Source organism: Burkholderia sp. USMB20 (genome assembly GCF_000949135.2).
Lineage (GTDB): Bacteria > Pseudomonadota > Gammaproteobacteria > Burkholderiales > Burkholderiaceae > Burkholderia.
Genome location: NZ_JTAN02000014.1, coordinates 77,760 through 102,253, shown reverse-complemented (window position 1 = coordinate 102,253; position 24,494 = coordinate 77,760). Strand labels below are relative to the sequence as shown.

Annotated in this window: 20 protein-coding genes and 1 pseudogene; 14 read left to right on the top strand and 7 right to left on the bottom strand. The window is 67.7% G+C overall.

Translation table 11 applies throughout. The features are described from left to right. Positions 1–72: 72 nt before the first annotated feature. Complete coding sequence (locus tag PL79_RS18775; protein WP_044843720.1) at positions 73–1,578, bottom strand: DUF1800 domain-containing protein; 1,506 nt, start codon at positions 1,576–1,578, stop codon at positions 73–75. Positions 1,579–1,698: 120 nt separating this feature from the next. Continuing rightward, positions 1,699–1,977, bottom strand: a pseudogene (locus tag PL79_RS18770) (hypothetical protein). A gap of 258 nt (positions 1,978–2,235) precedes the next feature. On the opposite strand from PL79_RS18770, the gene ompR reads away from it, so the two are divergent. The 4 genes from ompR to PL79_RS18750 all read left to right on the top strand — a co-directional run bounded on the left by ompR (position 2,236) and on the right by PL79_RS18750 (position 5,714). Beyond that, positions 2,236–2,970 carry an osmolarity response regulator transcription factor OmpR gene (ompR, locus tag PL79_RS18765; RefSeq protein ID WP_004192636.1) on the top strand — a complete coding sequence of 245 codons (735 nt, stop codon included), beginning with the start codon at positions 2,236–2,238 and terminating at the stop codon, positions 2,968–2,970. A gap of 40 nt (positions 2,971–3,010) precedes the next feature. Next, a complete protein-coding gene (locus tag PL79_RS18760; protein ID WP_044843721.1) occupies positions 3,011–4,372 on the top strand; it encodes an ATP-binding protein in 1,362 nt (453 codons plus the stop codon). A gap of 189 nt (positions 4,373–4,561) precedes the next feature. Continuing rightward, the gene (locus PL79_RS18755) at positions 4,562–5,110 is read left to right on the top strand and encodes a peroxiredoxin (protein ID WP_006478563.1); all 549 of its coding nucleotides are present in this window, start codon (positions 4,562–4,564) and stop codon (positions 5,108–5,110) included. 76 nt (positions 5,111–5,186) lie between these two features. Beyond that, positions 5,187–5,714, top strand: coding sequence for a carboxymuconolactone decarboxylase family protein (locus PL79_RS18750; RefSeq protein WP_044843722.1), 528 nt, complete (start codon positions 5,187–5,189; stop codon positions 5,712–5,714). A gap of 138 nt (positions 5,715–5,852) precedes the next feature. On the opposite strand, the gene ispF is transcribed toward PL79_RS18750, so the two are convergent. Together ispF and ispD are read right to left on the bottom strand one after the other, a co-directional pair. After that, positions 5,853–6,338 (bottom strand): 2-C-methyl-D-erythritol 2,4-cyclodiphosphate synthase, encoded by a 486-nt coding sequence (gene ispF / locus PL79_RS18745; RefSeq protein WP_044843723.1) that lies wholly within the window; start codon positions 6,336–6,338, stop codon positions 5,853–5,855. Positions 6,339–6,367: 29 nt separating this feature from the next. Next, positions 6,368–7,078 carry a 2-C-methyl-D-erythritol 4-phosphate cytidylyltransferase gene (ispD, locus tag PL79_RS18740; protein ID WP_044843724.1) on the bottom strand — a complete coding sequence of 237 codons (711 nt, stop codon included), beginning with the start codon at positions 7,076–7,078 and terminating at the stop codon, positions 6,368–6,370. Between the two features lie 108 nt (positions 7,079–7,186). On the opposite strand from ispD, the gene mfd reads away from it, so the two are divergent. The 4 genes from mfd to PL79_RS18720 all read left to right on the top strand — a co-directional run bounded on the left by mfd (position 7,187) and on the right by PL79_RS18720 (position 13,658). Continuing rightward, entirely contained in the window at positions 7,187–10,657 is a 3,471-nt protein-coding gene (gene mfd / locus PL79_RS18735; RefSeq protein WP_044843725.1) for a transcription-repair coupling factor, read from the top strand. Positions 10,658–10,753: 96 nt separating this feature from the next. Beyond that, positions 10,754–11,974 (top strand): acetylornithine deacetylase, encoded by a 1,221-nt coding sequence (argE, locus tag PL79_RS18730; protein WP_044843726.1) that lies wholly within the window; start codon positions 10,754–10,756, stop codon positions 11,972–11,974. A 60-nt stretch (positions 11,975–12,034) separates the two neighbouring features. Continuing rightward, the gene (locus PL79_RS18725) at positions 12,035–13,054 is read left to right on the top strand and encodes a threonine/serine dehydratase (RefSeq protein WP_044843727.1); all 1,020 of its coding nucleotides are present in this window, start codon (positions 12,035–12,037) and stop codon (positions 13,052–13,054) included. 184 nt (positions 13,055–13,238) lie between these two features. Continuing rightward, entirely contained in the window at positions 13,239–13,658 is a 420-nt protein-coding gene (locus PL79_RS18720; protein WP_044843728.1) for a DUF3574 domain-containing protein, read from the top strand. Positions 13,659–13,750: 92 nt separating this feature from the next. Here PL79_RS18720 and PL79_RS18715 read toward each other — a convergent pair whose 3' ends face one another. After that, the gene (locus tag PL79_RS18715) at positions 13,751–16,270 is read right to left on the bottom strand and encodes a penicillin-binding protein 1A (protein ID WP_044843729.1); all 2,520 of its coding nucleotides are present in this window, start codon (positions 16,268–16,270) and stop codon (positions 13,751–13,753) included. 437 nt (positions 16,271–16,707) lie between these two features. On the opposite strand from PL79_RS18715, the gene PL79_RS18710 reads away from it, so the two are divergent. The 4 genes from PL79_RS18710 (at position 16,708) to PL79_RS18695 (ending at position 20,130) form a co-directional block, all read left to right on the top strand. Beyond that, positions 16,708–17,388 (top strand): PspA/IM30 family protein, encoded by a 681-nt coding sequence (locus PL79_RS18710; RefSeq protein WP_044843730.1) that lies wholly within the window; start codon positions 16,708–16,710, stop codon positions 17,386–17,388. An 82-nt stretch (positions 17,389–17,470) separates the two neighbouring features. Continuing rightward, positions 17,471–18,670 carry a tetratricopeptide repeat protein gene (locus PL79_RS18705; protein ID WP_044843731.1) on the top strand — a complete coding sequence of 400 codons (1,200 nt, stop codon included), beginning with the start codon at positions 17,471–17,473 and terminating at the stop codon, positions 18,668–18,670. Positions 18,671–18,902: 232 nt separating this feature from the next. Beyond that, positions 18,903–19,334, top strand: coding sequence for a large conductance mechanosensitive channel protein MscL (gene mscL, locus PL79_RS18700; RefSeq protein WP_006760677.1), 432 nt, complete (start codon positions 18,903–18,905; stop codon positions 19,332–19,334). 349 nt (positions 19,335–19,683) lie between these two features. Continuing rightward, positions 19,684–20,130, top strand: coding sequence for a hypothetical protein (locus tag PL79_RS18695; protein WP_185500383.1), 447 nt, complete (start codon positions 19,684–19,686; stop codon positions 20,128–20,130). 76 nt (positions 20,131–20,206) lie between these two features. On the opposite strand, the gene PL79_RS18690 is transcribed toward PL79_RS18695, so the two are convergent. Next, positions 20,207–21,100, bottom strand: a complete 894-nt coding sequence (locus PL79_RS18690) for an NAD(P)-dependent oxidoreductase (RefSeq protein WP_044843795.1) — start codon at positions 21,098–21,100, stop codon at positions 20,207–20,209. A 137-nt stretch (positions 21,101–21,237) separates the two neighbouring features. On the opposite strand from PL79_RS18690, the gene PL79_RS18685 reads away from it, so the two are divergent. Together PL79_RS18685 and PL79_RS18680 are read left to right on the top strand one after the other, a co-directional pair. Then, the gene (locus PL79_RS18685) at positions 21,238–21,447 is read left to right on the top strand and encodes a dodecin (RefSeq protein WP_006755984.1); all 210 of its coding nucleotides are present in this window, start codon (positions 21,238–21,240) and stop codon (positions 21,445–21,447) included. 255 nt (positions 21,448–21,702) lie between these two features. Beyond that, entirely contained in the window at positions 21,703–22,632 is a 930-nt protein-coding gene (locus PL79_RS18680) for a LysR substrate-binding domain-containing protein (RefSeq protein WP_006762467.1), read from the top strand. A 151-nt stretch (positions 22,633–22,783) separates the two neighbouring features. On the opposite strand, the gene PL79_RS18675 is transcribed toward PL79_RS18680, so the two are convergent. Then, the gene (locus PL79_RS18675; RefSeq protein ID WP_044843733.1) at positions 22,784–24,202 is read right to left on the bottom strand and encodes an 8-oxoguanine deaminase; all 1,419 of its coding nucleotides are present in this window, start codon (positions 24,200–24,202) and stop codon (positions 22,784–22,786) included. Between the last annotated feature and the right edge of the window lie 292 nt (positions 24,203–24,494).

The following is a 24,494-nucleotide window of genomic DNA, read 5'->3' as shown; positions in this document are numbered from 1 at the left end:
CATCCTTCGGCTCGCCGTGCGGCATGGCCACCGCGGCAGCGTGCCTGTTCGTCGTCGTTTCGGTCGTTTCAGTCATTTCAGTTGATAGGCCGGATCCATCAGGAGCGCCTCGAGATACGCGCTGCCGGTCGAGTCCGTATCGATCGCCGCGACCGGCGACACCGGCAGCACCGCATGCTGCAGCTGGAGCTCGGTCGACAATCCCGCAATCGCCTGCGGCCGCGCACGATACTGCGCGAGCCAGCGTTCGAGGTCGAATCGCAGGCCGCCGCGCGCGGGTTTGACCGGCGCGCCGCGCATGCCGGCAACCGACGCCGCGTCCGCAACCGGTATCGCTTGCGCCCGCGCATTCGGCGACGGCGGCGCCATCGCATGCGCGGGCGAGCGCATGCCGGCCGTCTCGGTCGCGCGGAACAACTGCTCGACGAACTGCTTGCGCGCCAGCAGCGTGGTGCTGTTGATCCACATCGCGCCGCCCGGCCAGCCCTTCACGTTCGGCGGATAGAACAGGTTCTGCCCGAGCGTGCGCGCGGTATTCGCGAGCATCTGCGGATCGCCGTACGCGACGTCGAACAGCCGCACCGACCCGACGACGAACTCGGCCGGCGACTTCACGAGCACGCCGCGATTGCGCGGATCCCAGAATGCGTCGGTCGACCAGAGCGCGGCGAGCGCCGCGCGTATGTCGTAGCCGCTGGCGCGAAACCGCTCGGCCACGACATCGAGCGCGCCGGCGTCGGGCGTATCGGACACGAACTCGCGCCACAGCTTGCCGGCGATGAAGCTTGCCGTGTCAGGCCGCTTCAGCAGGATGTCGAGAAACCCGTCGCCGTCGAACGCACCGGTCTCGCCGAGGATCGTCTTGTCGCCCGCGTCGTGCCATTCGGGCCGCACCACGAAGCGCAGCGTATCGGGATCGACGCTCCAGCCGGTCATCGCGCGCGCGGCTTCGGTCACGTCGCGCTGCGAGTAATGCCCTTCGCCGAGCGTGAACAGCTCCATTACCTCGCGCGCGAAATTCTCGTTCGGGCGGCCCTTGCGGTTGCTCGCGCCGTCGAGATACTGAAGCATCGCCGGATCCTTCGCGACCGCATGCAGCAGCGTGCCGAAGTTGCCGAGCGCCTCGCGGCGAAACAGCGCATTCTGCGCGGCCATCGTCTGCGGATACGGGACCTTGTCCTGCCCGGACGTGAAGTGCCCGTGCCAGAACAGCGTCATGCGCTCGGTGAGCGGCGACGGCGTGACGATCATCTCGTTGACCCACGCGGCGCGCAGCGCATCGTAGCGGACATTGCGCTCGCGCTGCTCGTCGCGGCGCATGTCGGGCGTCAGCGCCTGACGCTGCGCGCGCGTCGGCGGCAGCTCGGCGATCCAGTCGGGCCACGTCGTCACGGGCTCGCGCCGCACGCTGCCGAGCGTGTCGGCCACGACCTGCGCGCGCGTCATGCCGACGACGCGCGCGACGTCGGCGGGCGCGGGAGAGAAACCGGTGCGGCTGAGGAAAAACAGTGCGTCGTCGGCATCGAGCGGCGACTGCATGGCAGGCGACGGCGCCGGGGCGGCAGCGTTCGCTTTCATCGTCGTGGACTCCCGGAGCGCACCGGCGGTGCGGATGCGGGTTCAACAGCGGCACGCATCCGAAAGTTGACCGAAAAATTGCTACGGAATCTTTCCGCGCCGTGCGAACGCGCGTGCGTGTCAGCGCTTGTACAGCTCGCGAACGGCGTCCTCGATGTGCTGGCGCAGCAGGTGGCGCTCCTCGGGCGTCATGTGCCCGTCGCGACGGTGCTGATCGAGATCGGGAGGCACGGCGGAACGGACCGCCATGTCGGCGGCGCGGTCGGGCTGCGGCGCTTTGCCGCGCGGCAGCTTGCGCGACGAGGCGCCCTGCTAGGGGCGCTGCGCATACGCGAAGTTCGACGCATATGGACCGGCAAGTGCGATCGTCAGCATCAGTGCAATCCGGGCAGATCGCATGACCGTCCTCGCTTCTTTGGTCGATTTGTTCCCTTCGTCACGCGGCAACCGGTTACCTCTGGTACTTGAAAAACCCTGCGGAATTCGGGTGTACAAAGATGAAAGATGGAGTGCAGGGGAGTATCTACCGAATTTCAGCTTCGAGTAAAGGAATCTCTATAGCCTGCCTTTACTCCGCGCGACACTACGGGTAAATTTTGTAACGGACTGTAACGCGCGAAAATACGCGACCGTGCGTGATTTCCCATTCGCGATAAGATGCCGCTCATGGAAACGAAAAACCCCTCCAAGATTCTCGTCGTCGACGACGACCCGCGCCTGCGCGATCTGCTGCGCCGCTATCTCGGCGAGCAGGGTTTCAACGTGTACGTCGCGGAGAACGCGACCGCGATGAACAAGCTCTGGGTGCGCGAGCGCTTCGACCTGCTGGTGCTCGACCTGATGCTGCCGGGTGAAGACGGCCTGTCGATCTGCCGCCGCCTGCGCGGCAGCAACGACCGCACGCCGATCATCATGCTCACCGCGAAGGGCGAGGACGTCGACCGCATCGTCGGCCTCGAGATGGGCGCCGACGACTACCTGCCGAAGCCGTTCAACCCGCGCGAACTCGTCGCGCGCATTCATGCGGTGCTGCGCCGCCAGGCGCCGGCCGAACTGCCGGGCGCGCCGTCGGAAACCACCGAGGTGTTCGAGTTCGGCGAGTTCTCGCTGAACCTCGCGACGCGCACGCTGACGAAGTCGGGCCAGGAAATTCCGCTGACGACCGGCGAATTCTCGGTGCTGAAGGTGTTCGCGCGCCACCCGCGCCAGCCGCTGTCGCGCGAAAAGCTGATGGAGCTCGCGCGCGGCCGTGAATACGAAGTGTTCGACCGCAGCCTCGACGTGCAGATCTCGCGCCTGCGCAAGCTGATCGAACCGGATCCGGGCAGCCCGCGTTTCATCCAGACCGTCTGGGGCCTCGGCTACGTGTTCATTCCGGACGGCGCCGCCTGATCTTTTCTCTTTCCGGTTTCGCCCGTCCACGGCCCGTCCCATGCGTATCGACCGGCGCCTCCTGCAGCTCGCGTTCGGCGGGCTGTTCTGGCGCACCTTCCTGCTGATCGCGCTGCTGATCTCGGTCAGTCTCGCCGCGTGGTTCCAGAGCTTTCGCGTGATCGAGCGCGAGCCGCGCGCGCAGCGCGTCGCGCTCCAGCTCGTCGCGATCGTGAAGCTCACGCGCACCGCCCTGCTCTATTCCGATCCCGATCTGCGGCGCGCGCTGCTGCAGGATCTCGAGAGCAACGAGGGCGTGCGCGTGTACCCGCGCGAAAAGACCGACAAGTTCAAGCTGCAGCCCGACGAATCGCTGAACCGCCTGATCGAACACGACATCCGCAGCCGGCTCGGCGACGATACCGTGATCGCGCAGTCGGTCAACGACATCCCCGGCGTGTGGATCAGCTTCAAGATCGACGACGACGATTACTGGGTCGCGCTCGACCGCGACCAGCTCGATAGCGTCACGGGCCTGCAGTGGGCCGGCTGGGGCCTGTTCGCGCTCGCGCTGTCGCTGTTCGGCTCCGCGTTCATCACGAGCCTCGTGAACCGGCCGTTCTCGCGGCTCGCGCTCGCCGCGCGGCAGATCGGCTCGGGCCAGACGCCCGAGCTGCTGCCCGAGCGCGGGATGGGCGTCGCGGCCGACACCAACCGCAGCTTCAACCAGATGGTGCGCGACCTCGAACAGCTCGAGGCCGACCGCGCGCTGATGCTCGCGGGCATCTCGCACGACCTGCGCACGCCGCTCGCGCGGCTGCGGCTCGAGACCGAGATGAGCCCGTCCGACCAGGCGACCAAGGACGCGATGGTCGACGACATCGAGCAGATGGACCGCATCATCGCGGCCTTCATCGACTACGCGCGTCCGACCCAGCGCAAGCCGGAGCCGGTCGACCTGTCGTCGATCGCGCACGAAGTCGCCGCGCGCGTGTCGGGCGAGGATGGTGTCGAAATCCGCACGCGGCTCGCGCCGACCGCCGTGATCGAAGCCGACGAAACCGACATGCGCCGCGTGATCGGCAACCTCGTCGAGAACGCGCGCAAATACGGCCAGAGCCGCGACGACGGCGTGTCGCGCATCACGCTCGAGACGCGCGTGACGCACGCGCGCGTCGAGCTGTCGGTGAGCGACGAGGGCCCCGGCATCCCCGAGGATCAGCTGCCGCTCGTGATGCGGCCGTTCTATCGCGTCGACACGGCGCGCACCAAGGCGGACGGCACGGGGCTCGGCATGGCGATCGTGCTGCGCCTCGTCGGCCGCTATCGCGGCGCGCTGCGCCTGCGCAACCGCAGCCCCGAAGCGGGCCTCGAAGTCACGCTCGAATTCCCCGGCGCCGGCAAGGCGCGTGCGACGGCGTGACGCGTTCGCGCACGCTTCTTGCGCGTCACACTATCGGCGCGGTTGAAAAAAACTATGGGGGTCGTTAGTCAAAAACTATTGAAGCGACTTATTAATAGTGTTATAGTCGTGCCCATGCTGTCACATCAACGTTGCAGCACCGAGGTAGCTTGACTCAGTCTTCTTCCCAACTCATACAGGAGTATCCGCATGAAAACCGTGGGCGATAAACTCGAAGCATTCACCGTCGTAGCCGCGAAGCCGGGCTTCAACAATCACGAGGAAAACGGCCAGTCGGCGTTCGAGACCGTCACCGAAGCGTCGTTCCCGGGCAAGTGGAAGATCATCTACTTCTATCCGAAGGATTTCACGTTCGTGTGCCCGACGGAAATCGTCGAGTTCGCGAAGCTGACGAAGCAGTTCGAAGAGCGCGACGCCGTCCTGCTCGGCGGCAGCTCGGACAACGAATTCGTGAAGCTCGCATGGCGCCGTGAGCACAAGGACCTCGACAAGCTGAACCACTACTCGTTCGGCGACGTCAAGGGCGAGCTGATCGACCAGCTCGGCGTGCGCGACAAGGAAGCCGGCGTGGCCCTGCGTGCAACGTTCATCGTCGATCCGGACAACACGATCCAGCACGTTTCGGTGAACAACCTGAACGTCGGCCGTAGCCCGGAAGAAGTCCTGCGCATTCTGGACGGCCTGCAAACGGACGAACTGTGCCCGTGCAACCGTGCAGTCGGCGGCGCAACGCTGTAAGCGCATCGATGCACGAAGCCCGCGGCGCACGTCCTGCCTGCGGGCTTTTTTAACGGCCAACCCATAGGAGATATCAATGGAATTCATCGATTCGATTAAGGCACGTATCCCCGACTACGCGAAGGACATTCGCCTGAACCTCGACGGCACGATCTCGCGCTCGTCGCTCGAAGGCACCGATGCAGTCGGCGTCGCGCTGGCGGCGGCGGTCGCGGCGAAGAGCACCGTGCTCGTGAAGACGATCCGCGAAGCCGGCGTGCTGTCGCCCGAAGAGACGAACGCCGTGCTGACGGCGGCCGCGCTGATGGGGATGAACAACACCTGGTATCCGTATGTCGAGATGGCCGACGATGCCGACCTGAAGACGCAGCGCGCCGAGCTGCGGATGGGCGCGTATGCGTCGCACGGCGGCGTCGACAAGCGCCGCTTCGAGATGTACGCGCTCGCCGCGTCGATCGTCGGCAAATGCCACTTCTGCGTGAAGTCGCACTACGCGCTGCTGAAGAACGAGCAAGGCATGACGACGACGCAGCTGCGCGACGTCGGCCGCATCGCGTCGGTGATCAACGCCGCCGCGCAGGTGATCGCCGCCGAAGGCGAATAAGCGGCGGCGCGAACGGCAGCGCGATACGGCGGCCAAGCGCGCCGGATCGCGCCGCAAAACGAAAATGCCACGCAAGCGCGTGGCATTTTTCATTCCGGCGGCGCAACCTGCGCGCCGCTTCGGACCGGCGTCAGGCGCTCACGCGCCCTGCTTCACCAGCAGCGCGGCGGCCTGCGCCTCGATGCCCTCGCCGCGGCCGAGGTAGCCGAGCTTCTCGTTGGTCTTCGCCTTCACGTTCACGCGCTCGAGCGGCAGGCCGAGATCGGCCGCGAGGTTCGCGCGCATCCCGTCGATGTGCGGTGCGAGCTTCGGCGCCTGCGCGATCACCGTGCTGTCGACGTTCTGGATCGTGAAGCCGGCCGCCTTCACGCGGGCGACGCATTCGCGCAGCAGCACGCGGCTGTCCGCGCCCTTGAACGCCGCGTCGGTGTCGGAGAAATGGCGGCCGATGTCGCCGAGCGCCGCCGCGCCGAACAGCGCGTCGGTGATCGCGTGCAGCAGCACGTCCGCGTCCGAGTGGCCGAGCAGGCCGCGCTCGTACGGAATCGTCACGCCGCCGATGATGAGGGGGCGCCCCGGGACGAGCTGGTGCACGTCGTAGCCTTGTCCGATTCTGAAGTCCATGCGTAATCCGGTTTGAGATGAGGTGAAAGTCAGGAAGCGTTCGCGGGGCGCGCGAGGATCGCTTCCGCGAGCGCGAAATCTTCCGGGTACGTGACCTTGAAGTTGCGCAGGCTGCCCTGCACGACGCGCGGCGTATGGCCGGCCCATTCGATCGCGCTGGCCTCGTCGGTCAGGTCGTGCCCTTCGCGCTGCGCGCGCAGGATCGCGTCGCGCAGCATGCCGATGCGGAACATCTGCGGCGTCTGCGCCTGCCACAGCGCGTCGCGCGACTCGGTGCGCGCGATCGCGTCGCCGCCGGCCGGCACGCGCTTGAGCGTATCGGCCACCGGCAGCGCGACGATGCCGCCGACCGGGTCGTCCTTCAGCGTCGCGACCAGCGTGCGGATCAGTTCGGGCGTGATGCCGGGGCGCGCGGCGTCGTGCACGAGCACCCAGTCCTGCTCGGTCGCGCCGAATTCGGCCAGCTCGAGCAGCCCGTTGAGCACCGACGCCTGCCGCGAGCCGCCGCCGCAGCGGCGCACCGCGAAGCGCAGGCCCGCGAAGCGGCGCGCATCGAAGTGCGTGTCGTCGGGCGCGAGGACGACGAGCGTCTGCGCGAATTCGCTGCACGCGTCGAACGCGGCGAGCGTGTAATGCAGGAGCGCGCGGCCGGCCAGCGTGCGGTATTGCTTCGGCACGGCCGAACCGGAACGGCTGCCCGTGCCGGCGCAAGGAATCAGGGCGAAAAGTCGGGGAGTCACGAAGGGGAAACGCCGGAAAGATGAAATCGAGAAGCGGATTTTATAATAGGTCTTTCGTCTCGACCGGCGCGCCGCGTCGCGCCCGTGCCCGCCACCCCTGCCGTCCCTATGCCAGACAACGCTTCCACCCCGTTCGCCTCGCCCGTCGCCCGCGTCAAGCCGGGCCAGCGGTTCGCCTTCGACGGCGCGCACGGCTCCGCCGACGCACTCGCCATCGCCCGCTATCTCGCCGACAACCGCGACGCGGTCCCGCTCCTTGCGGTGATCTGCGCGAACGCGGTCGACGCGCAGCGGCTGTCGCAGGAACTCCGCTACTTCTCGCCGGAGGCGCGCGTGCGCCTGCTGCCGGACTGGGAAACGCTGCCGTACGACACGTTCTCGCCGCACCAGGATCTCGTCTCAGAGCGGCTCGCGACGCTGCACGACCTCGGCGAGGGCCGCTGCGACATCCTGCTGGTGCCCGCGACCACCGCGCTGTACCGGATGCCGCCCGCGTCGTTCATGGCCGCGTACACGTTCGCGTTCGCGCAGGGCGAGCGGCTCGACGAGGCGAAGCTGAAGGCGCAGCTCACGCTGGCCGGCTACGAGCACGTGAGCCAGGTCGTGCGGCCCGGCGAATACTGCGTGCGCGGCTCGCTGATCGACCTGTACCCGATGGGCTCGCCGCTGCCGTACCGGATCGACCTGTTCGACGACCAGGTCGACTCGATCCGCGCGTTCGATCCCGATACGCAGCGCAGCCTCTATCCGGTGCGCGACGTGCGCCTCTTGCCGGGCCGCGAGTTTCCGTTCGACGAAGCGGCGCGCACGGCCTTCCGCAGCCGCTGGCGCGAGACCTTCGAAGGCGACCCGAGCCGCGCGCCGATCTACAAGGACATCGGCAACGGCGTGCCGTCGGCCGGCATCGAGTACTACCTGCCGCTGTTCTTCGACGAGACGGCCACGCTGTTTCACTACCTGCCGCAGGATGCGCACCTCGTGTTCGCCGGCGACCTCGAAGCGTCGATCCGCCGTTTCACGGCCGATACGAAGCAGCGTCACGCGTTCCTCGCGCACGACCGCGAGCGGCCGATCCTGGAGCCGCAGCGGCTGTTCCTGTCCGACGAGGATTTCTTCGCGTTCGCGAAGCCGTTCGCGCGCGTCGTGCTGCCCGCGCAGCCGGCCGGCGGCTGGGCGACGGCCTTGCCCGAGCTCACCGTCGACCGCCACGCGGACGATCCGCTCGCCGCGCTGCGCACCTTCGTCGAATCGTCGGGCAAGCGCGTGCTGCTGACGGTCGAATCGGCCGGCCGCCGCGAGACGATCCTGCAACTGCTCGCCGAGCATCGCCTGCGTCCGGCGTCGAACGACCACTTCGCGGGCTGGCTCGAAAGCGATGCGCCCTTCGCGCTCGGCGTCGCGCCGCTCGCGAGCGGCTTCGCGGTGCCGGGCGAAGGCTACGCGATCGTCACCGAGACCGAGCTGTACGGCGCGCTCGGCCGCCGCGCCGGGCGCCGCCGCCAGGAACAGGCGAGCAACGTCGACGCGATGGTGCGCGACCTGTCGGAGCTGAAGGTCGGCGATCCGGTCGTGCATGCGCAGCACGGCATCGGCCGCTACATGGGCCTCGTGTCGATGGATCTCGGCGAAGGCGAGACCGAGTTCCTGCATCTCGAATACGCGGGCGACAGCAAGCTCTACGTGCCGGTCGCGCAGCTGCACGTGATCTCGCGCTACAGCGGCGCCGATCCCGACAGCGCGCCGCTGCACGCGCTCGGTTCGGGCCAGTGGGAGCGCGCGAAGCGCAAGGCCGCGCAGCAGATCCGCGATACGGCGGCCGAGCTGCTGAACCTGTACGCGCGCCGCGCGGCCCGCGAAGGTCACGCGTTCGCGCTCGAGCCGCGCGACTACGTGAAGTTCGCGGAAAGCTTCGGCTTCGAGGAAACGCCCGACCAGGCCGCGGCGATCGCGGCCGTGATCGGCGACATGACGAGCGGCAAGCCGATGGACCGCCTCGTGTGCGGCGACGTCGGCTTCGGCAAGACCGAGGTCGCGCTGCGCGCCGCGTTCATCGCGGTGATGGGCGGCAAGCAGGTCGCGCTGCTGTCGCCGACCACGCTGCTCGCCGAGCAGCACACGCAGACCTTCGCCGACCGCTTCGCCGACTGGCCGGTGCGCATCGTCGAGCTGTCGCGCTTCAAGACCGCGAAGGAAGTGAACGCGGCGATCGCGCAGATCAACGAAGGCAGCGTCGACATCGTGATCGGCACGCACAAGCTGCTGTCGTCGGACGTGCAGTTCAAGCGCCTCGGCCTCGTGATCATCGACGAGGAACACCGCTTCGGCGTGCGCCAGAAGGAAGCGCTGAAGGCGTTGCGCGCGGAAGTCGACGTGCTGACGCTGACCGCGACGCCGATCCCGCGCACGCTCGGGATGGCGCTCGAGGGCTTGCGCGACTTCTCGGTGATCGCGACCGCGCCGCAGAAGCGGCTCGCGATCAAGACCTTCGTGCGCCGCGAGGAGGAAAGCGTGATCCGCGAGGCGATGCTGCGCGAGCTGAAGCGCGGCGGCCAGGTGTATTTCCTGCACAACGAGGTCGAGACGATCGAGAACCGCAAGGCGATGCTCGAGGAGCTCGTGCCCGAAGCGCGGATCGTGATCGCGCACGGCCAGATGCACGAGCGCGAGCTCGAACGCGTGATGCGCGATTTCGTCGCGCAGCGTGCGAACGTGCTGCTGTGCACGACGATCATCGAGACCGGCATCGACGTGCCGAGCGCGAACACGATCATCATGCACCGCGCCGACAAGTTCGGCCTCGCGCAGTTGCACCAGCTGCGCGGCCGCGTCGGCCGTTCGCACCACCAGGCGTACGCATACCTGCTGGTCCACGACCCGCAGTCGCTGACCAAGCAGGCGCAGCGCCGCCTCGAGGCGATCCAGCAGATGGAGGAACTCGGTTCGGGCTTCTATCTCGCGATGCACGACCTCGAGATCCGCGGCACCGGCGAGGTGCTCGGCGACAAGCAGTCGGGCGAGATCCACGAGATCGGCTTCCAGCTGTATACCGACATGCTGAACGACGCCGTGAAGGCGCTGAAGAACGGCAAGGAGCCCGACCTCACAGCCCCGCTCGCCGCGACGACGGAAATCAACCTGCACGCGCCCGCGATCCTGCCGGCCGACTACTGCGTGGACGTGCAGGAGCGGCTGTCGCTGTACAAGCGGCTCGCGAACTGCGAGCACGGCGACGCGATCGACGGCATCCAGGAAGAGCTGATCGACCGCTTCGGCAAGCTGCCGCCGCAGGCGCACGCGCTCGTCGAGACGCACCGGCTGCGGCTTGCCGCGAAGCCGCTCGGCATCGTCAAGATCGACGCGAGCGAGGCCGCGATCGGGCTGCAGTTCGAGCCGAACCCGCCGATCGATCCGATGCGGATCATCGAGATGGTGCAGAAGCACCGGCACATCAAGCTCGCGGGCCAGGACAAGCTGCGCATCGAGACGCGCTCGCCCGATCTCGCGATCCGCGTGTCGACGATCAAGGAAACGCTGCGCGCGCTCGCACCGCGCGCCGACGCGGCGAGCGCCGCACGCTGACGGCACGGCCGCGATGCTGCACCGCATCGCGGCCGGCGAAGGCGGGCCGGCGCGTTTTTGAGTATGATTTTCCCATTCCTCAGACGGAGTTTTGCCATGTCCACTCTCGACGCGCCGGCGCCGTCCGCCGCAACCGAAGGCGACGCCTCGCTCGTCAGCCTGCCCTGGATCAAGCAGCTGGTGTCGATGGACACGACGAGCCGCGTGCCGAACCTCGGCCTGATCGAAACGGTGCGCGACGCGCTCGCCGCGAAGGGCATCCAGTCGACGCTCACGCACGATCCGCGCGAAGGCTGGGCCAACCTGTTCGCGACCGTGCCCGCGCACGACGGCTCGACCGACGGCGGCATCGTGTTGTCGGGGCACACCGACGTCGTGCCGGTCGACGGCCAGCAGTGGGACAGCAACCCGTTCGAGCCGGAGTTGCGCGACGGCCGCCTGTACGGCCGCGGCACGTGCGACATGAAGGGCTTCATCGGCGCGGCGCTCGCGCTGCTGCCGGAGATGCAGGCGACGAAGCTCGCGAAGCCGATCCATTTCGCGCTGTCCTACGACGAGGAAATCGGCTGCGCGGGCGCCCCGCTGCTGATCGCCGACCTGGTCAAGCGCGGCGTGAAGCCGTCCGGCTGCATCGTCGGCGAGCCGACCAGCATGCGGCCGATCATCGCGCACAAGGGCATCAACGCGTACCGCTGCTGCGTGCGCGGCCACGCGGCGCACTCGTCGCTGACGCCGAAGGGCCTGAACGCGATCGAATATGCGGCGCGCCTCATCTGCCACATCCGCGACATCGCCGAGCGCTTTCGCGCCGAAGGCCCGTTCGACGCGCTGTACGACGTGCCGTTCACGACCGCGCAGACGAGCACGATCCAGGGCGGCAACGCGATTAACACGGTCCCGGCCGAATGCCGGTTCGACTTCGAGTTCCGCAACCTGCCGACGCTCGATCCCGAGCAGATCTTCGCGCGCATCGAAGCGTATGCGCGGGAAACGCTGCTGCCGCAGATGCTTCGCGAGCATCCGAACGCGGCGATCGAGTTCTCGAAGATCGCCGCGGCGCCCGGGCTCGACGCGACCGAACAGGCGGCGATCACGCAGCTGGTGCGCGCGCTGACGGCCGACCAGGACAAGCGCAAGGTCGCCTACGGCACGGAAGCCGGCCTGTTCGAGCGCGCGGGCATCCCGAGCATCGTCTGCGGGCCCGGCAACATCGAACAGGCGCACAAGCCGAACGAGTATGTCGAGCTCGCGCAGCTCGCCGCCTGCGAGCAGTTCCTGCGCAAGTTCATCCGCAGCATGTCGGTCGACGCACACTGACTGCCCCCGCCACGCCGGCCTGCGTGTGCGGGCCGGCCCCCTCCCGCCACCCGCCACGTCATGTCGACTGACCAACAGCGCACTGCCCATACGACGATCGACGGCGAACCGATTCCGACGCTCGACGAAATCGCCGCGCAGCATTTCGCGTTGTCGCCGTGGGTCGCGCGCACGCCCGTGTTCGAGCGTGCCGACCTGCCGTCCCTCGAGGGCACGCACGTCAACTTCAAGTTCGAGCTGCTGCAGGTGAGCGGCAGCTTCAAGGCGCGCGGTGCGTTCACGAACCTGCTGGCCCTCGACGAAGCGCGCAAGAACGCCGGCGTCACGTGCGTGTCGGCCGGCAATCACGCGGCGGCCGTCGCGTATGCGGCGATGCGGCTGGGCAGCAGCGCGAAGGTCGTGATGTTCCATACCGCGAGCCCGGCGCGCATCGCGCAGTGCAAGCAGTACCGCGCGGAAGTCGTGCTCGCCGGCAGCGCGTCGCAGGCATTCGACGTCGTGCGGCGGATCGAGGCCGAGGAAGGTCGCTTCTTCATCCATCCGTTCAATGGCTATCACACGATTCTCGGCACCGCGACGCTCGGCTACGAATGGGCGACGCAGACGCCCGATCTCGACGCGGTGATCGTGCCGATCGGCGGCGGCGGGCTCGCGGCCGGCATGGCGACCGCGCTGCGGCTCGCGAATCCGCGCGTGCACGTGTACGGCGTCGAGCCGGAAGGCGCCGACGCGATGAGCCGCAGCTTCGCGGCGAATCACACGATCCAGATGAGCGCGATGCAGACCATCGCCGACTCGCTGATGGCGCCGCATACCGAGGAATACAGCTACCAGCTGTGCCGGCGCCACGTCGACCGCATCGTCACGGTGTCCGACGACGCGCTGCGCGCGGCGATGCTGTTCCTGTTCTCGCAACTGAAGCTGTCGGTCGAACCGGCGTGCGCGGCGGCGCTCGCGGCGCTGCTCGGCCCGCTGCGCGAAACGCTGCAGGGCAAGCGGGTCGGCGTGCTGCTGTCGGGCACGAACACCGATCCCGCGACGCTCGGCATGCATCTCGCGCACGCAAAACTGCAGCACTGAACCCGCGCACGATACTCAGGGTTATCCCCAGTTTATGTTGACAGCCCTGTTGATAACCCGCCGGACAAGCACGCAAGTGGTTGAGCGCGCAGCGTTTTACGCGCGCGAAGCGCGCCGGACGCGAAATAGGCAGATAGCGCCGCCGAACGCATGGCCGGCGACGTGGCCACGTCGTACGCGGCAGATGATCGGCGCGGCAGCCGTCGCGCTGCTTGCCGGTTGCGCGGCCCCGCCCTCGCCCGTCGTCGACGCTTCCGTTGGCTGCCTGCAGCCGGACATGCACCGGATGCTGCAGGCCGACCTGCTGTTCGGGCGCGATATCGCGGGACGCGGCCCCGTCACCGAAACGGAACGCGCGGCCTTCCTCGCCGACGTCGTCACGCCGCGCTTTCCGGACGGTTTCACGGTCTGGGACACCCGCGGCCAATGGCGCGACCGCGCCACCGGCCGGATCGTCGGCGAAGCGAGTTTCGTGGTCCGTCTCGTCGCCGACGATACTGCCGATACGCACGCGCGGCTCGCGGCGATCCGGCACGCGTACCGCGAGCGCTTCCGGCAGGACTCGGTCGGCATCACGCTCGTACCGGCCTGCGCGTCGTTCTGATTCGCCCTTCCCGGCTGACGCGCGAACGCGACGACACATAAGAAAACGGGCGCCCGAAGGCGCCCGCCGCATGCGACACATCCGCGTATCGCTTACTTGTTCTCGAACATGTCCATGATCTGCTGCTTCTCCTGCTGCGTGACGGGCGGCGGTGCAAGCCCCTCCGAGCCGGCCGAGCCGAGCGCGTCGTTCGCGCTGATCGCATTCGCGGCCGGGTTGATGTCCACGCTGCCGACGAAGCCGTTGCCCGGCGTGCGATCGGCGTAGTACAGCTCGCCGTCGATCGAGGTCAGGCCGTCCGGCATCGGCATCTGCTGCTCGGGCACGCCGTTCAGCGCGGTGCGCATGTAGTTCACCCAGATCGGCAACGCGAGCTGCGCGCCGAATTCGCGGCTGCCGAGGCTCTTCGGCTGGTCGAAGCCCATCCACGCGACCGCGACGAGCGACTGCTGGTAGCCGGCGAACCAGCCGTCCTTCGCATCGTTCGTCGTGCCCGTCTTGCCCTGCAGGTCGCTGCGGCCGAGTGCGTTGGTGCCCGCGCCCGTGCCGGCCGTCGCGACCGTGTGCAGCAGGCTGTTCATCACGTATGCGTTGCGGCCTTCGATCGTGCGCGGCGCGGTGCCCCCCGCGATCACCGGCTGCGATTTCTGCAGCGGCTGGCCGCGCGCGTCGTCGACTTCGGCGATCAGGTACGGATCGACCTTGTAGCCGCCGTTCGCGAACACCGCATAGCCGGTCGCGAGCTGCAGCGGCGTCACGAGGCCGGCGCCGAGCGCCATCGGCAGGTACGGCGGCGTCTTCGCCGGATCGAAGCCGAAGCGCTGCGTCACGTACTCCTGCGCGTACTGCGTGCCGATCGACGCGAGGATCCGGATCGACACGAGGTTCTTCGAACGCTGCAGGCCGGTGCGCATCGACATCGGGCCGTCGGGCTGGTCGTCGTCCTTCGGTTCCCACGCGGTGCCGCCCGGCACGCTCGGCGGGAAGTACAGCGGCGCATCGTTGATGATCGTCGCCGGCCCGAGGCCCTTGTCGAGCGACGCCGAATAGATGAACGGCTTGAACGACGAACCCGGCTGGCGCCACGCCTGCGTCACGTGGTTGAACTTGCTCTTGTTGAAGTCGAAGCCGCCGACGAGCGAACGGATCGCACCGTCCTGCGGCGCGATCGCGACGAGCGCGCCTTCGACCTGCGGCAGCTGCACGATCTGCCAGCCCGTCTTGCCGTCCTTCAGCACGCGCACGATCGAGCCCGACTTGATGTGCAGCGTCGCGTTCGCGCGCGGGCTCAGCGCGGCTGACACGAAGCGCAGGCCGGCCGGGCCGATCGTCGTCGTGGCGCCGCCGACGAACTGCACCTCGACCGCGTTCGGCGACGCCGACAGCACCACCGCCGACTGCAGGTCGCCGTTGTCCGGGTGATCGGCGAGCGCGTCGTCGATCGCCTCGTCGCGCTCGTCGCCGGCCGCCGGCAGGTTGATCGAGCCTTCCGGCCCGCGATAGCCGTGGCGACGCTCGTAATCGAGAATGCCGCGGCGCACGGCCTGGTACGCGGCTTCCTGGTCGGCGGAGTTGATCGTCGTCGTGACGGTCAGCCCGCGCGTGTAGGTTTCGTCCTTGTACTGCTGGTACATCATCTGCCGCACCATCTCGGCGACGTATTCGCCGTGCACCGCGTACTGGTTGCCCGGCGTGCGCACGCGGATCTCTTCCTTCACCGCCTGGTCGTACTGCGGCTGCGTGATGTAGCCGATCTCGAGCATGCGCTTCAGGATGTACTCCTGGCGCACCTTCGCGCGCTTCGGATTGACGACCGGGTTGTACGCGGACGGCGCCTTCGGCAGCCCCGCGAGCATCGCCGCTTCCGCGAGCGTGATGTCCTTCAGGTCCTTGCCGAAATACACGCGCGCGGCGGCCGCGAAACCGTACGAGCGCTGGCCCAGGTAGATCTGGTTCATGTACAGCTCAAGGATCTGGTCCTTCGTCAGCGCCTTCTCGATCTTGTACGCGAGCAGCATCTCGTAGATCTTGCGCGTATACGTCTTCTCGCTCGACAGGAAGAAGTTGCGCGCGACCTGCATCGTGATCGTGCTCGCGCCCTGGCGCGCGCCACCGTGCATCAGGTCGGCCACGCCGGCGCGCAGGATGCCGAGGAAGTCCACGCCGCCGTGTTCGTAGAAGCGGTAGTCCTCGATCGCGAGCACCGCCTTCTTCATCACGTCGGGAATGTCCTGGAAGCGCACGAGGCTGCGGCGCTCCTCGCCGAACTCGCCGATCAGCACGTGATCGGCGCTGAACACGCGCAGCGGCACCTTCGGCTGGTAGTTGGTCAGCGCGTCGAGCGACGGCAGTTGCGGCGCCATCACGACGAGCGCGTAGCCGACGATCAGCGCACCGACGATCGCGAGCGTCGCGATCAGGCCGACGAACCACAGCGCGACGCGCGAGCCGAACGAGCGGCGAGCACCGCCCCCGCCGCCGTTGCGCTGCGCGCGCCGGTCGTCGCTGCGCTCGTCGTCATCGGGGTAATAAGCTCCAGACGGCGAACGGCGCAACGTGTAGTGAGGTTCGTTCCGGTCGGAAGGAGAAGACGGTCGTTTGATGATTGGCATGTCGGAATGGCGGGCGGCGTGGCGCCCTCGGACGCATGCGGAAAATGCAAGCGGATGAATCAGAGTGGGTGCATCGTGGCAACTGTCACGTCGACAGACCCCGCCGCGCGGCGATCCGTTCCCGCGACGTGACAGCGCATTTTAATGAAATCGACCGATCGGCTTCGCGATTTTTTGTAAAAATTCCCGCACAAGCGTGAATTGCGGAACGTATTGGCGCCATGCTCCGCCTATCATGGACTCGCGACCCGGTGCGTGCCGCGGCGTTTCTTTCAGATGCGAAAGGTGGAAACCTGCACACGCACGGCGCTTGAACTCCGGCGCTTAAGCCGTATTTAAGGGGCCGGCGGTGTAATATCCGCCGGCTCACGCGGGTCGGAACCGATTCGCGACGGGCATTGCCGCCGACGCGGCACCTTTCAACCACGGAGGATTTCATGTCGCTTTTCGACTCTGTTTCGCGCACGATCAAAGGCCTGCTGAACGATGCGGCCGACTCGGTACAGGATCCGTCGCGCGACGCACGGCAGATCGTGCGGGAGCTCGACGACAGCATCGGCCGTGCCGAGAATTCGCTGATCGAGATCGAGGCACAAGTCGCGACCCAGCGCAGCAAGCGCGATGCGGCCGACGACAAGGTGAAGAAGTACGAGGACGGCGCGAAGCGCGCGCTGCAGGCGGGCGACGAAGCGCTCGCACGCGAGGCGCTCGCCGCGCAGTCGAACGCCGAAGCCGAGCGCGATGCGCTCGCGGCCGAGCTGACGACGCTCGAGCCGTCGGTCGACAAGCTGAAGGGGCAGATCGCCGACATGCGTCAGCGCCGCAACGACCTGAACGCACGCTCGAACATCCTGCAGGCCAAGCAGGAAATCGCGCAGGCGAAGGACGTCGCGGCAAGCGCGTTGGGCGGCATCGGCGGCAAGAACCTGTCCGAGGACTTCCAGAAGCTCGAGGACAAGGTCGCGCTGCAGAATGCGCGTTCGGACGCCCGCCTGAATTCGGCCGACACGTCGAGCGGCAAGGCGCTCGACGACAAGCTCGCCGCGTTGAACAAGGGCCCGTCGGTCGAGGACCGCCTCGCCGCGCTGAAGAAGCAGCTCGACACGCCCGCGCAGTAACGGCAGGCAACCGCGCCGCGGCCCGCCGGGCGCGCGGCGCGCACCGATCGTCAGGAGACGGGCGCCCGCGCCCGGTTCGACCATGAAGAAATCTCTCGCCGCACTCGGCTTCTCGCTGATGCTGCTGTCGTCCGCCGCCTTTGCGGTTCCGTCGCTGCAGCAAGTCGAGCAGTCGATCGCGCAACGTGACTGGCAGCGCGCCGACACGCAGCTGTCGCAAGTCATCGACGCCCATCCGAACAATGCGCATGCGCGCTATCTGTACGCACAGGTGCTGGATCGCGAAGGCCGCGCGTCCGACGCGCTCGCGCAACTGCAGCGGGCGAAGTCGCTCGATCCGCAACTGCGCTTCACCGACGCGTCGCATTTCGCGCAGACCGAATCGCGCATTCGCGCCGACGCCGCGCGCGTGAGCGGCGCGAGCGGCAACGCACCGTCGGCCACGCAGGCCGGTTCGTTGCAGTCGTCGCTCGCACCTGCCGCGCCGGTTGCGAAACACGGTCCGTCGACCGGCATGTGGATCGGCCTCGGGCTGCTCGTCGCGGTCATCGCGCTGGTGCTGCGCTGGACGTTGCGGCGCGCACGCTCGGCCGACGACAGCCGTGCCGGCGACGAACGCCGCGCGCAGTTGAAACGCGCGACCGACGTGCTGAACGACATCCGTCCGCTGAAACTCGACGCGAAACTGTCGACGGCGCCCGGTGCCCCGGCGCTCACCAGCGAACTCGAAGGCATCGAGACCGATGCACGCGCGCTCGTCGAAGCGCTGTCGAACGGCAAGAACCCGGTGCCGCCGTATCGCATCGACGAACTCGAACAGCGGCATGCGAGCGTGAAGGCGCGCGTCGAAGGCCGCCCCGATCCGAGCGCGCCGCCCGCTGCGCCCGCGAACGGCAGCGGCTCCGTGTATGCGCAGGAAGCCGATCGCGTGACCGGCATGCAAGGGCAGCCGTATCAGCAGCAACCGTACCCGCAACAGCCGTATCCGCCGCAACCGTATCCGCAACAGCAGCCGCCCGTCGTGGTTCAGCAAGGCGGCGGTTTCGGCAGCGGAATGGGCGGGCTGCTGACCGGCGTGCTGCTCGGCGAAGCGATGTCCGGCGGCCGCGAACGCGTGGTCGAACGCGACGTGATCGTCGACGACCCGCGCCGGCGCCAGGAGAACAACGATCCGGGCTTCGACCTCGGCCGCGGCGACGATTCGAACTGGAGCGACGGCAATGGCGGCGGCGGCGTCGATCTCGGCAGCAACGACGACGGCTGGACCGACGACAACACCTGAGCATGGCTCGCGCGGGCGTCGACGCATCGCGCCGCGCCCGCCCCCGCGCTTTCTTTCATTTCTCCTCGCGCCGGCCCGGTGATTTGTTAATCATTTCAAGATGGGCTACCGGCAATGGGGCACGTTCGCTATCATGCGGCCATCGGCGTGCCCCCGATCCGACCCATCAGACGCTTCGCAGCCCTGCGCGTCGCGGCACGCCTCCTCTCGCCCAACCAGGAGAAAGCCGCTCATGAGCATAATCAAGGAATTCAAGGAGTTCGCCGTCAAAGGCAACGTGATGGATCTCGCCGTCGGCGTGATCATCGGCGGCGCGTTCTCGAAGATCGTCGACTCGGTCGTGAAAGACCTCATCATGCCGGTCATCGGCGTGCTGACGGGCGGTCTGGATTTCTCGAACAAGTTCGTTCTGCTCGGCACCATCCCCCCGACGTTCAAGGGTAATCCCGATTCGTTCAAGGACCTGCAGGCCGCGGGCGTCGCCGCATTCGGCTACGGCTCGTTCATCACCGTGGCGATCAACTTCGTGATCCTCGCGTTCATCATCTTCCTGATGGTGAAATTCATCAACAAGCTGCGCAAGCCGGAAGAAGCGGCGCCGGCCGCGACGCCGGAAGACATCGTGCTGCTGCGCGAGATCCGCGATTCGCTCAAGCAACGCTGAGCACCGCGCCACGCTGCGACTGCCGGGCCCGCCATGTGCGGGCCTTTTTCATGGGCACGCATCGTGCACCGTCGTGCGAGCGCCTATCTCACTTTTTTGTGACGCGCGAATGCACGCGCGGGAAAAGCAGGTCTATGATGGAGACTAAACGACAGTACGGGCGCCAAGACGCTGGCTGTGTCGATCATCGTGGCATGCGGGTCGACGGGAGACATTGATCGTCGTACCGCACGAGTGCGGAGTGCAGCATTTTCGTGTGCTATAAAGGATCGACATGCGGCGTACATAGCCGGGAGTGGGTCGCATGAAAGTGCCGCATTTCTTGCAATTGTTTTTCAGGCGAGTGTTTATGTCCTTCCCGAAAAAACGTCGACGTGCGCAACAGGATGGCCAGGAGTCCTTCCTCGCGGTATTGCGCCATTCGAAACCGTTCGCGCAGCTCGACACCAAGATTGCCCGCGCCCGTGCGCAGGACGAACCCGTCCTCTATGCGCACGTGCTACCCGGCCTCGACGTGCTTCTGTGCAGCGTGCGCGGCGCACAGCCGCCCTATCCGGCCATCGCCGAACTGCGCAAGCGCTGCCTCGAATCGATCGCCAACGCACTCGAACAGCCGCTCGACGGCCTCGAGAACGGTGGGTACTGGTACGAGGCGAACGGCTTCGGCTTCCTCGTGTTCGCGAGCCGCGCCCGCGCGCGTATCCTGCCCGAATTTGGTGCAGGCACGAAAGCGAGCCTGCGCGGCGGGCTCGGACGCCAGAACGCCGGCGACACGACACCGCGCTCCCTCGGCTGAACCGACACCGACACGATGGGCCGCCTCCGGGCGGCCCATCGGTCATTCAGCTTCTCGCTTCAGCGTCGCGGCGTGCTCATTGCGCCGTCCCGCGCCCGTTGCCGGGCCGGACGATGTCGATGAACGCGGCGAAATCGGCGCCGGCAAGCCCCTGCGCGGCGCCCAGGCGCAGCACCTGCTGCACCGTGGCCGATACGGGCATCACCGCGCCCGTATCGCGCGCGGCATCGGCGATCGCATCGACATCCTTCTGGAACGTGCTGAGCGCGCCGATCGGCGCGTGACCGCCTGACGTCATGCGCGGCACGAAGGTCTGCAGCAGCACCGAATCGGCCCAGCCGCCCGCCAGCGCGTCGGCCAGACGCGCGGCGTCGATGCCGCTCGCCTGGGCGAGGCCGACGGCTTCCGCGATCGCGGTCACCGTCGCGGTGACGATCGCCTGGTTGCACAGCTTCGCGGTCTGGCCCGCGCCAGCGTCGCCCATGTGCGTGACGCGCGACGCGTAGGTGTCGATCAGCGGTCGCACCGCAGCGAGGTCGGCCGCGCCGCCGCCCGCCATCACCGCAAGCGTGCCGGCCTGCGCGCCGGGCACGCCGCCCGACACCGGCGCATCGATCCAGCCGACGCCGAGCGCGGCGGCACGCGCCGCGTAGTCGCGCGTCGCGGCAGGCGGAATGCTCGAGTGATCGACGATGCGCTTCAGGCGGCGTGCATGCGCATCGCCGGCAAACAGCCCGTGCTCGCCGAACGCGACGTCGCCGACCGCACGGCCGTCGAGCACGCACACGAATACCGTGTCGACGCGCTCGGCCAGTTCGCGCGGCGTGTCGACCACCTGCGCACCGTCCTTTTCAAGTGCCTCGGCCTTGCCGCGCGTGCGGTTCCATACGCTGACCCGGTGGCCCGCCGCCAGCAAATGCCGAATCATCGGCGCGCCCATCAATCCCGGTCCGCAAAATCCGACTTCCACGATCTTCCTCGTCTCCAATTGAGGTTGCACTTGCCGCCCATCATACCTATCACTCAAGAAGCCGGACACGCGCGGCGCCGCTTCGGGCCCGCCGCTTGCGCCGGCCGCACACACACCGACATCCCAGGGAGCGCATCATGAGCGACCACGTCTACAAGCTGATCGAACTGACCGGTTCGTCGCGGCAATCGTGCGACGACGCCATCCGCAACGCGATCTCGAAAGCCGGCAAGACGCTGCACAACCTGCACTGGTTCCAGGTGACCGAAACGCGCGGCCACATCGAAGGCGACCAGGTCATCCACTGGCAGGTCACGCTGAAAGTCGGCATGCGCATCGACGACTGACGCACGCGTGTCACGCGCGGTGCCCTGACCACCGGATGCGTGCAATGCGCATCCGCGCGGTACCGCGCACGCCCGCATTCCGCCCCCTTCACCCGTTCCCGCTTCGGCCCTTTTCAGCGCGCTTCAGCCCGCTTGGCGAGGCCCGGCGACGGGTGTCTGCGGGTATCCATCTCTTGACGCTGACTTTCGTTCATATTAAAAACCATATACCCACCTCTCCCATCGATCAGCCCAGCCATATAAACCGGAGAAATCATGAGTCAGCAACGCGAGGCGATCGACACGTACCTCTTGCGCGTCTTGCACACCTTGTTGATGGAGCGCAGCGTCACGCGCGCGGCCGTCAAACTGAACCAGTCGCAACCGGCGATCAGCGCCGCGCTGCGGCGCCTGCGCGACATCACCGGCGACCCGCTGCTGGTGCGCGGCAAGTCCGGCATGGTCCCGACCGAATACGGGCTGCGCCTGCTCGAGCCGGTGCAGAACGCACTGCGTGAAATCGAGCGCATCAAGTTCCAGCAGCACAATTTCGACCCGGCCACGTCGATCCGCTGCTACCGGATCGGCTGCCCCGACTACCTGAACGTGCTGTTCGTGCCGACCGTCGTCGAACGCTTCCGCCAGGCGGCGCCGAACGCGACGCTCGAGTTCCATTCGCTCGGCCCCGCGTTCGATTACGAGCTCGCGCTGGAAGACGGCAAGCTCGACATCGTCGTCGGCAACTGGCCAGAGCCGCCCGAGCAGCTGCACCTGTCGAACCTGTTCGTCGACGAAATCGTCTGCCTGATGAGCAACACGCACCCGTTCGCGAAGCGCGGCGGGCTCACGCTCGACCAGTACCTGAACGCACCGCATCTCGCGCCGACGCCGTACTCGGTCGGCCAGCGCGGCGCGATCGACGTGCATCTCGCGCGCGAACGGCTCAAGCGTCACGTGGTCGTCACGCTGCCGTACTTCAACCTCGCACCGTACGTGCTGGTGAAGTCCGACCTGATCTTCACGACGACACGCCTGTTCGCCGATCACTACGCGAAGTTCCTGCCGCTGTCGGTCGTGCCGGCACCGCTCGACTTCCCGCCGATGCAGTATTACCAGCTGTGGCACGAACGCTGCCACTACTCCGACGAAGTGCGCTGGCTGCGCAGCCTCGTCGCCGAAGCAACCCGCACGCTGATCGAGGCGTAAGCACATGCGACGCGCGCGCCGGCCACGCCGTTGCGGGTTGGCCCGGGGTGACGCGCGGCGCGGCGCTTGGCGGCATCAGCCTCAGCCGTAGCCACGGCCGCGCGCCCGATCCGCGGCGTGCGGGCGCGGCCTTCACCTCACGTCGACGCGGTCAGCGCGACGCCTCCACGAGTGCCTGCGCCAGCGCATTGTGGCGCTCGATGACCGGCGGCAGGTCGAGCGTCGCGAGCCGCCCTTCCCGCACCACCACCTTCCCGTTCACCACCGTGTACGCCGTCTGCGACGGCGCGCAGAACACGAGCGCCGCAACCGGATCGTGGAGCGCGCCCGCGAACAGCGGCTGGCGCAGGTCGAACGCGGCGAAGTCCGCGGCCATGCCGGGCTTCAGCGCGCCGATGTCGTCGCGGTTCAGCACCTTCGCGCCGCCCAGCGTCGCGATCTCGAGCGCTTCGCGCGCGGTCATCGCATCGGGCCCGAAACCGACCCGCTGCAGCAGCAGCGCCTGCCGCACTTCCGCGACCATCTGCGCGCCGTCGTTCGACGCGGAACCGTCGACGCCGAGGCCGACCGGCACGCCCGCCAGACGCATCTTCCGCACCGGCGCAATGCCCGACGCGAGCCGCATGTTCGAGCACGGACAGTGCGCGACGCCGGTGCCGGTGCGCGCGAACAGGCCGATCCCCGCATCGTCGAGCTGCACGCAGTGCGCGTGCCACACGTCGTGGCCGACCCAGCCGAGATCTTCCGCGTATTCGGCAGGCGTCATCCCGAACTTCTCGCGGCTGTACGCGATGTCGTTGACGTTCTCGGCCAGGTGCGTGTGGAGCGACACGCCGTAGTCGCGCGCCAGCACGGCCGCGTCGCGCATCAGGCCGCGGCTCACCGAGAACGGCGAGCACGGCGCGACGACCACCCGCAGCATCGCGTAGCGGCCTTCGTCGTGATAGGTCTCGATCAGGCGCTGCGCATCGCGCAGGATGTCGGGCTCGCGCTCGACGACCGAATCGGGCGGCAGCCCGCCGTCGCGCTGGCCGACGCTCATCGCGCCGCGGCTCGCGTGAAAGCGCATGCCGATCCGCTGCGCGGCGCCGATGCTGTCGTCGAGCCGGCTGCCGTTCGGATAGATGTACAGGTGGTCGCTCGACGTCGTGCAGCCCGACTGCAGCAGCTCGGCCATCGCGGTCAGCGTCGACACCTCGATCATCTCGGGCGTCAGGTGCGCCCAGATCCGGTACAGGTTCGTGAGCCAGCCGAACAGCTCGGCGTTCTGCGCGGCCGGCACCGCGCGCGTGAGGCTCTGGTACATGTGATGGTGCGTGTTCACGAGCCCCGGGATCACGAGGTGGCCGCGCAGGTCGAGCACTTCGTCCGCAGTATCGGGCAGCTCGGCGCTCGGGCCGACCGCGACGATCCGGTTGTCTTCGATATAGAGCCCCGCGTCGCGCAGTTCGCGGCGCGTGTCGTCCATGGTCACGAGCACGTCGGCGTGCTTGACCAGCAGGGTTTTCGGGCGGGATGAGGATGGGTGCGGCGCGCGTGCGTGCGCGCCGGAGTGCTGCTCGGGATTCATGCGTTCTCCGCGTCGGTCAGCCCTTTCGGGCGGTCGCAAAGCCGTTCGAACGCTGATTCGCGGCACGCCCCGGTGCCTGCGTCCGTTCGAACGCCCTGGCCCGGTTACCCGGCGTGCTCGCCGTCTTCGGGGTGCGCACCGGCCTCGGGCCGACGCGCACGGCGGGAGGATCGCCGATGCGCGCGCGCCGCACAATGCGCGACGCCGAATACTGCGCTTCACGGTTTCGATATGGTACGCGCGCAGGCCGTGCAGCGGCCCGCCGGGCGCGGCGCGGCGGGTTTTTTCCCGC

Bases quoted from the DNA above. Each gene is read 5' to 3' on its own strand.
- PL79_RS18775 (WP_044843720.1), bottom strand. From the start codon at position 1,578: ATGAAAGCGAACGCTGCCGCCCCGGCGCCGTCGCCTGCCATGCAGTCG.
- ompR (WP_004192636.1), top strand. From the start codon at position 2,236: ATGCCGCTCATGGAAACGAAAAACCCCTCCAAGATTCTCGTCGTCGAC.
- PL79_RS18760 (WP_044843721.1), top strand. From the start codon at position 3,011: ATGCGTATCGACCGGCGCCTCCTGCAGCTCGCGTTCGGCGGGCTGTTC.
- PL79_RS18755 (WP_006478563.1), top strand. From the start codon at position 4,562: ATGAAAACCGTGGGCGATAAACTCGAAGCATTCACCGTCGTAGCCGCG.
- PL79_RS18750 (WP_044843722.1), top strand. From the start codon at position 5,187: ATGGAATTCATCGATTCGATTAAGGCACGTATCCCCGACTACGCGAAG.
- ispF (WP_044843723.1), bottom strand. From the start codon at position 6,338: ATGGACTTCAGAATCGGACAAGGCTACGACGTGCACCAGCTCGTCCCG.
- mfd (WP_044843725.1), top strand. From the start codon at position 7,187: ATGCCAGACAACGCTTCCACCCCGTTCGCCTCGCCCGTCGCCCGCGTC.
- argE (WP_044843726.1), top strand. From the start codon at position 10,754: ATGTCCACTCTCGACGCGCCGGCGCCGTCCGCCGCAACCGAAGGCGAC.
- PL79_RS18725 (WP_044843727.1), top strand. From the start codon at position 12,035: ATGTCGACTGACCAACAGCGCACTGCCCATACGACGATCGACGGCGAA.
- PL79_RS18720 (WP_044843728.1), top strand. From the start codon at position 13,239: ATGATCGGCGCGGCAGCCGTCGCGCTGCTTGCCGGTTGCGCGGCCCCG.
- PL79_RS18715 (WP_044843729.1), bottom strand. From the start codon at position 16,270: ATGCCAATCATCAAACGACCGTCTTCTCCTTCCGACCGGAACGAACCT.
- PL79_RS18710 (WP_044843730.1), top strand. From the start codon at position 16,708: ATGTCGCTTTTCGACTCTGTTTCGCGCACGATCAAAGGCCTGCTGAAC.
- PL79_RS18705 (WP_044843731.1), top strand. From the start codon at position 17,471: ATGAAGAAATCTCTCGCCGCACTCGGCTTCTCGCTGATGCTGCTGTCG.
- mscL (WP_006760677.1), top strand. From the start codon at position 18,903: ATGAGCATAATCAAGGAATTCAAGGAGTTCGCCGTCAAAGGCAACGTG.
- PL79_RS18695 (WP_185500383.1), top strand. From the start codon at position 19,684: ATGTCCTTCCCGAAAAAACGTCGACGTGCGCAACAGGATGGCCAGGAG.
- PL79_RS18685 (WP_006755984.1), top strand. From the start codon at position 21,238: ATGAGCGACCACGTCTACAAGCTGATCGAACTGACCGGTTCGTCGCGG.
- PL79_RS18680 (WP_006762467.1), top strand. From the start codon at position 21,703: ATGAGTCAGCAACGCGAGGCGATCGACACGTACCTCTTGCGCGTCTTG.
- PL79_RS18675 (WP_044843733.1), bottom strand. From the start codon at position 24,202: ATGAATCCCGAGCAGCACTCCGGCGCGCACGCACGCGCGCCGCACCCA.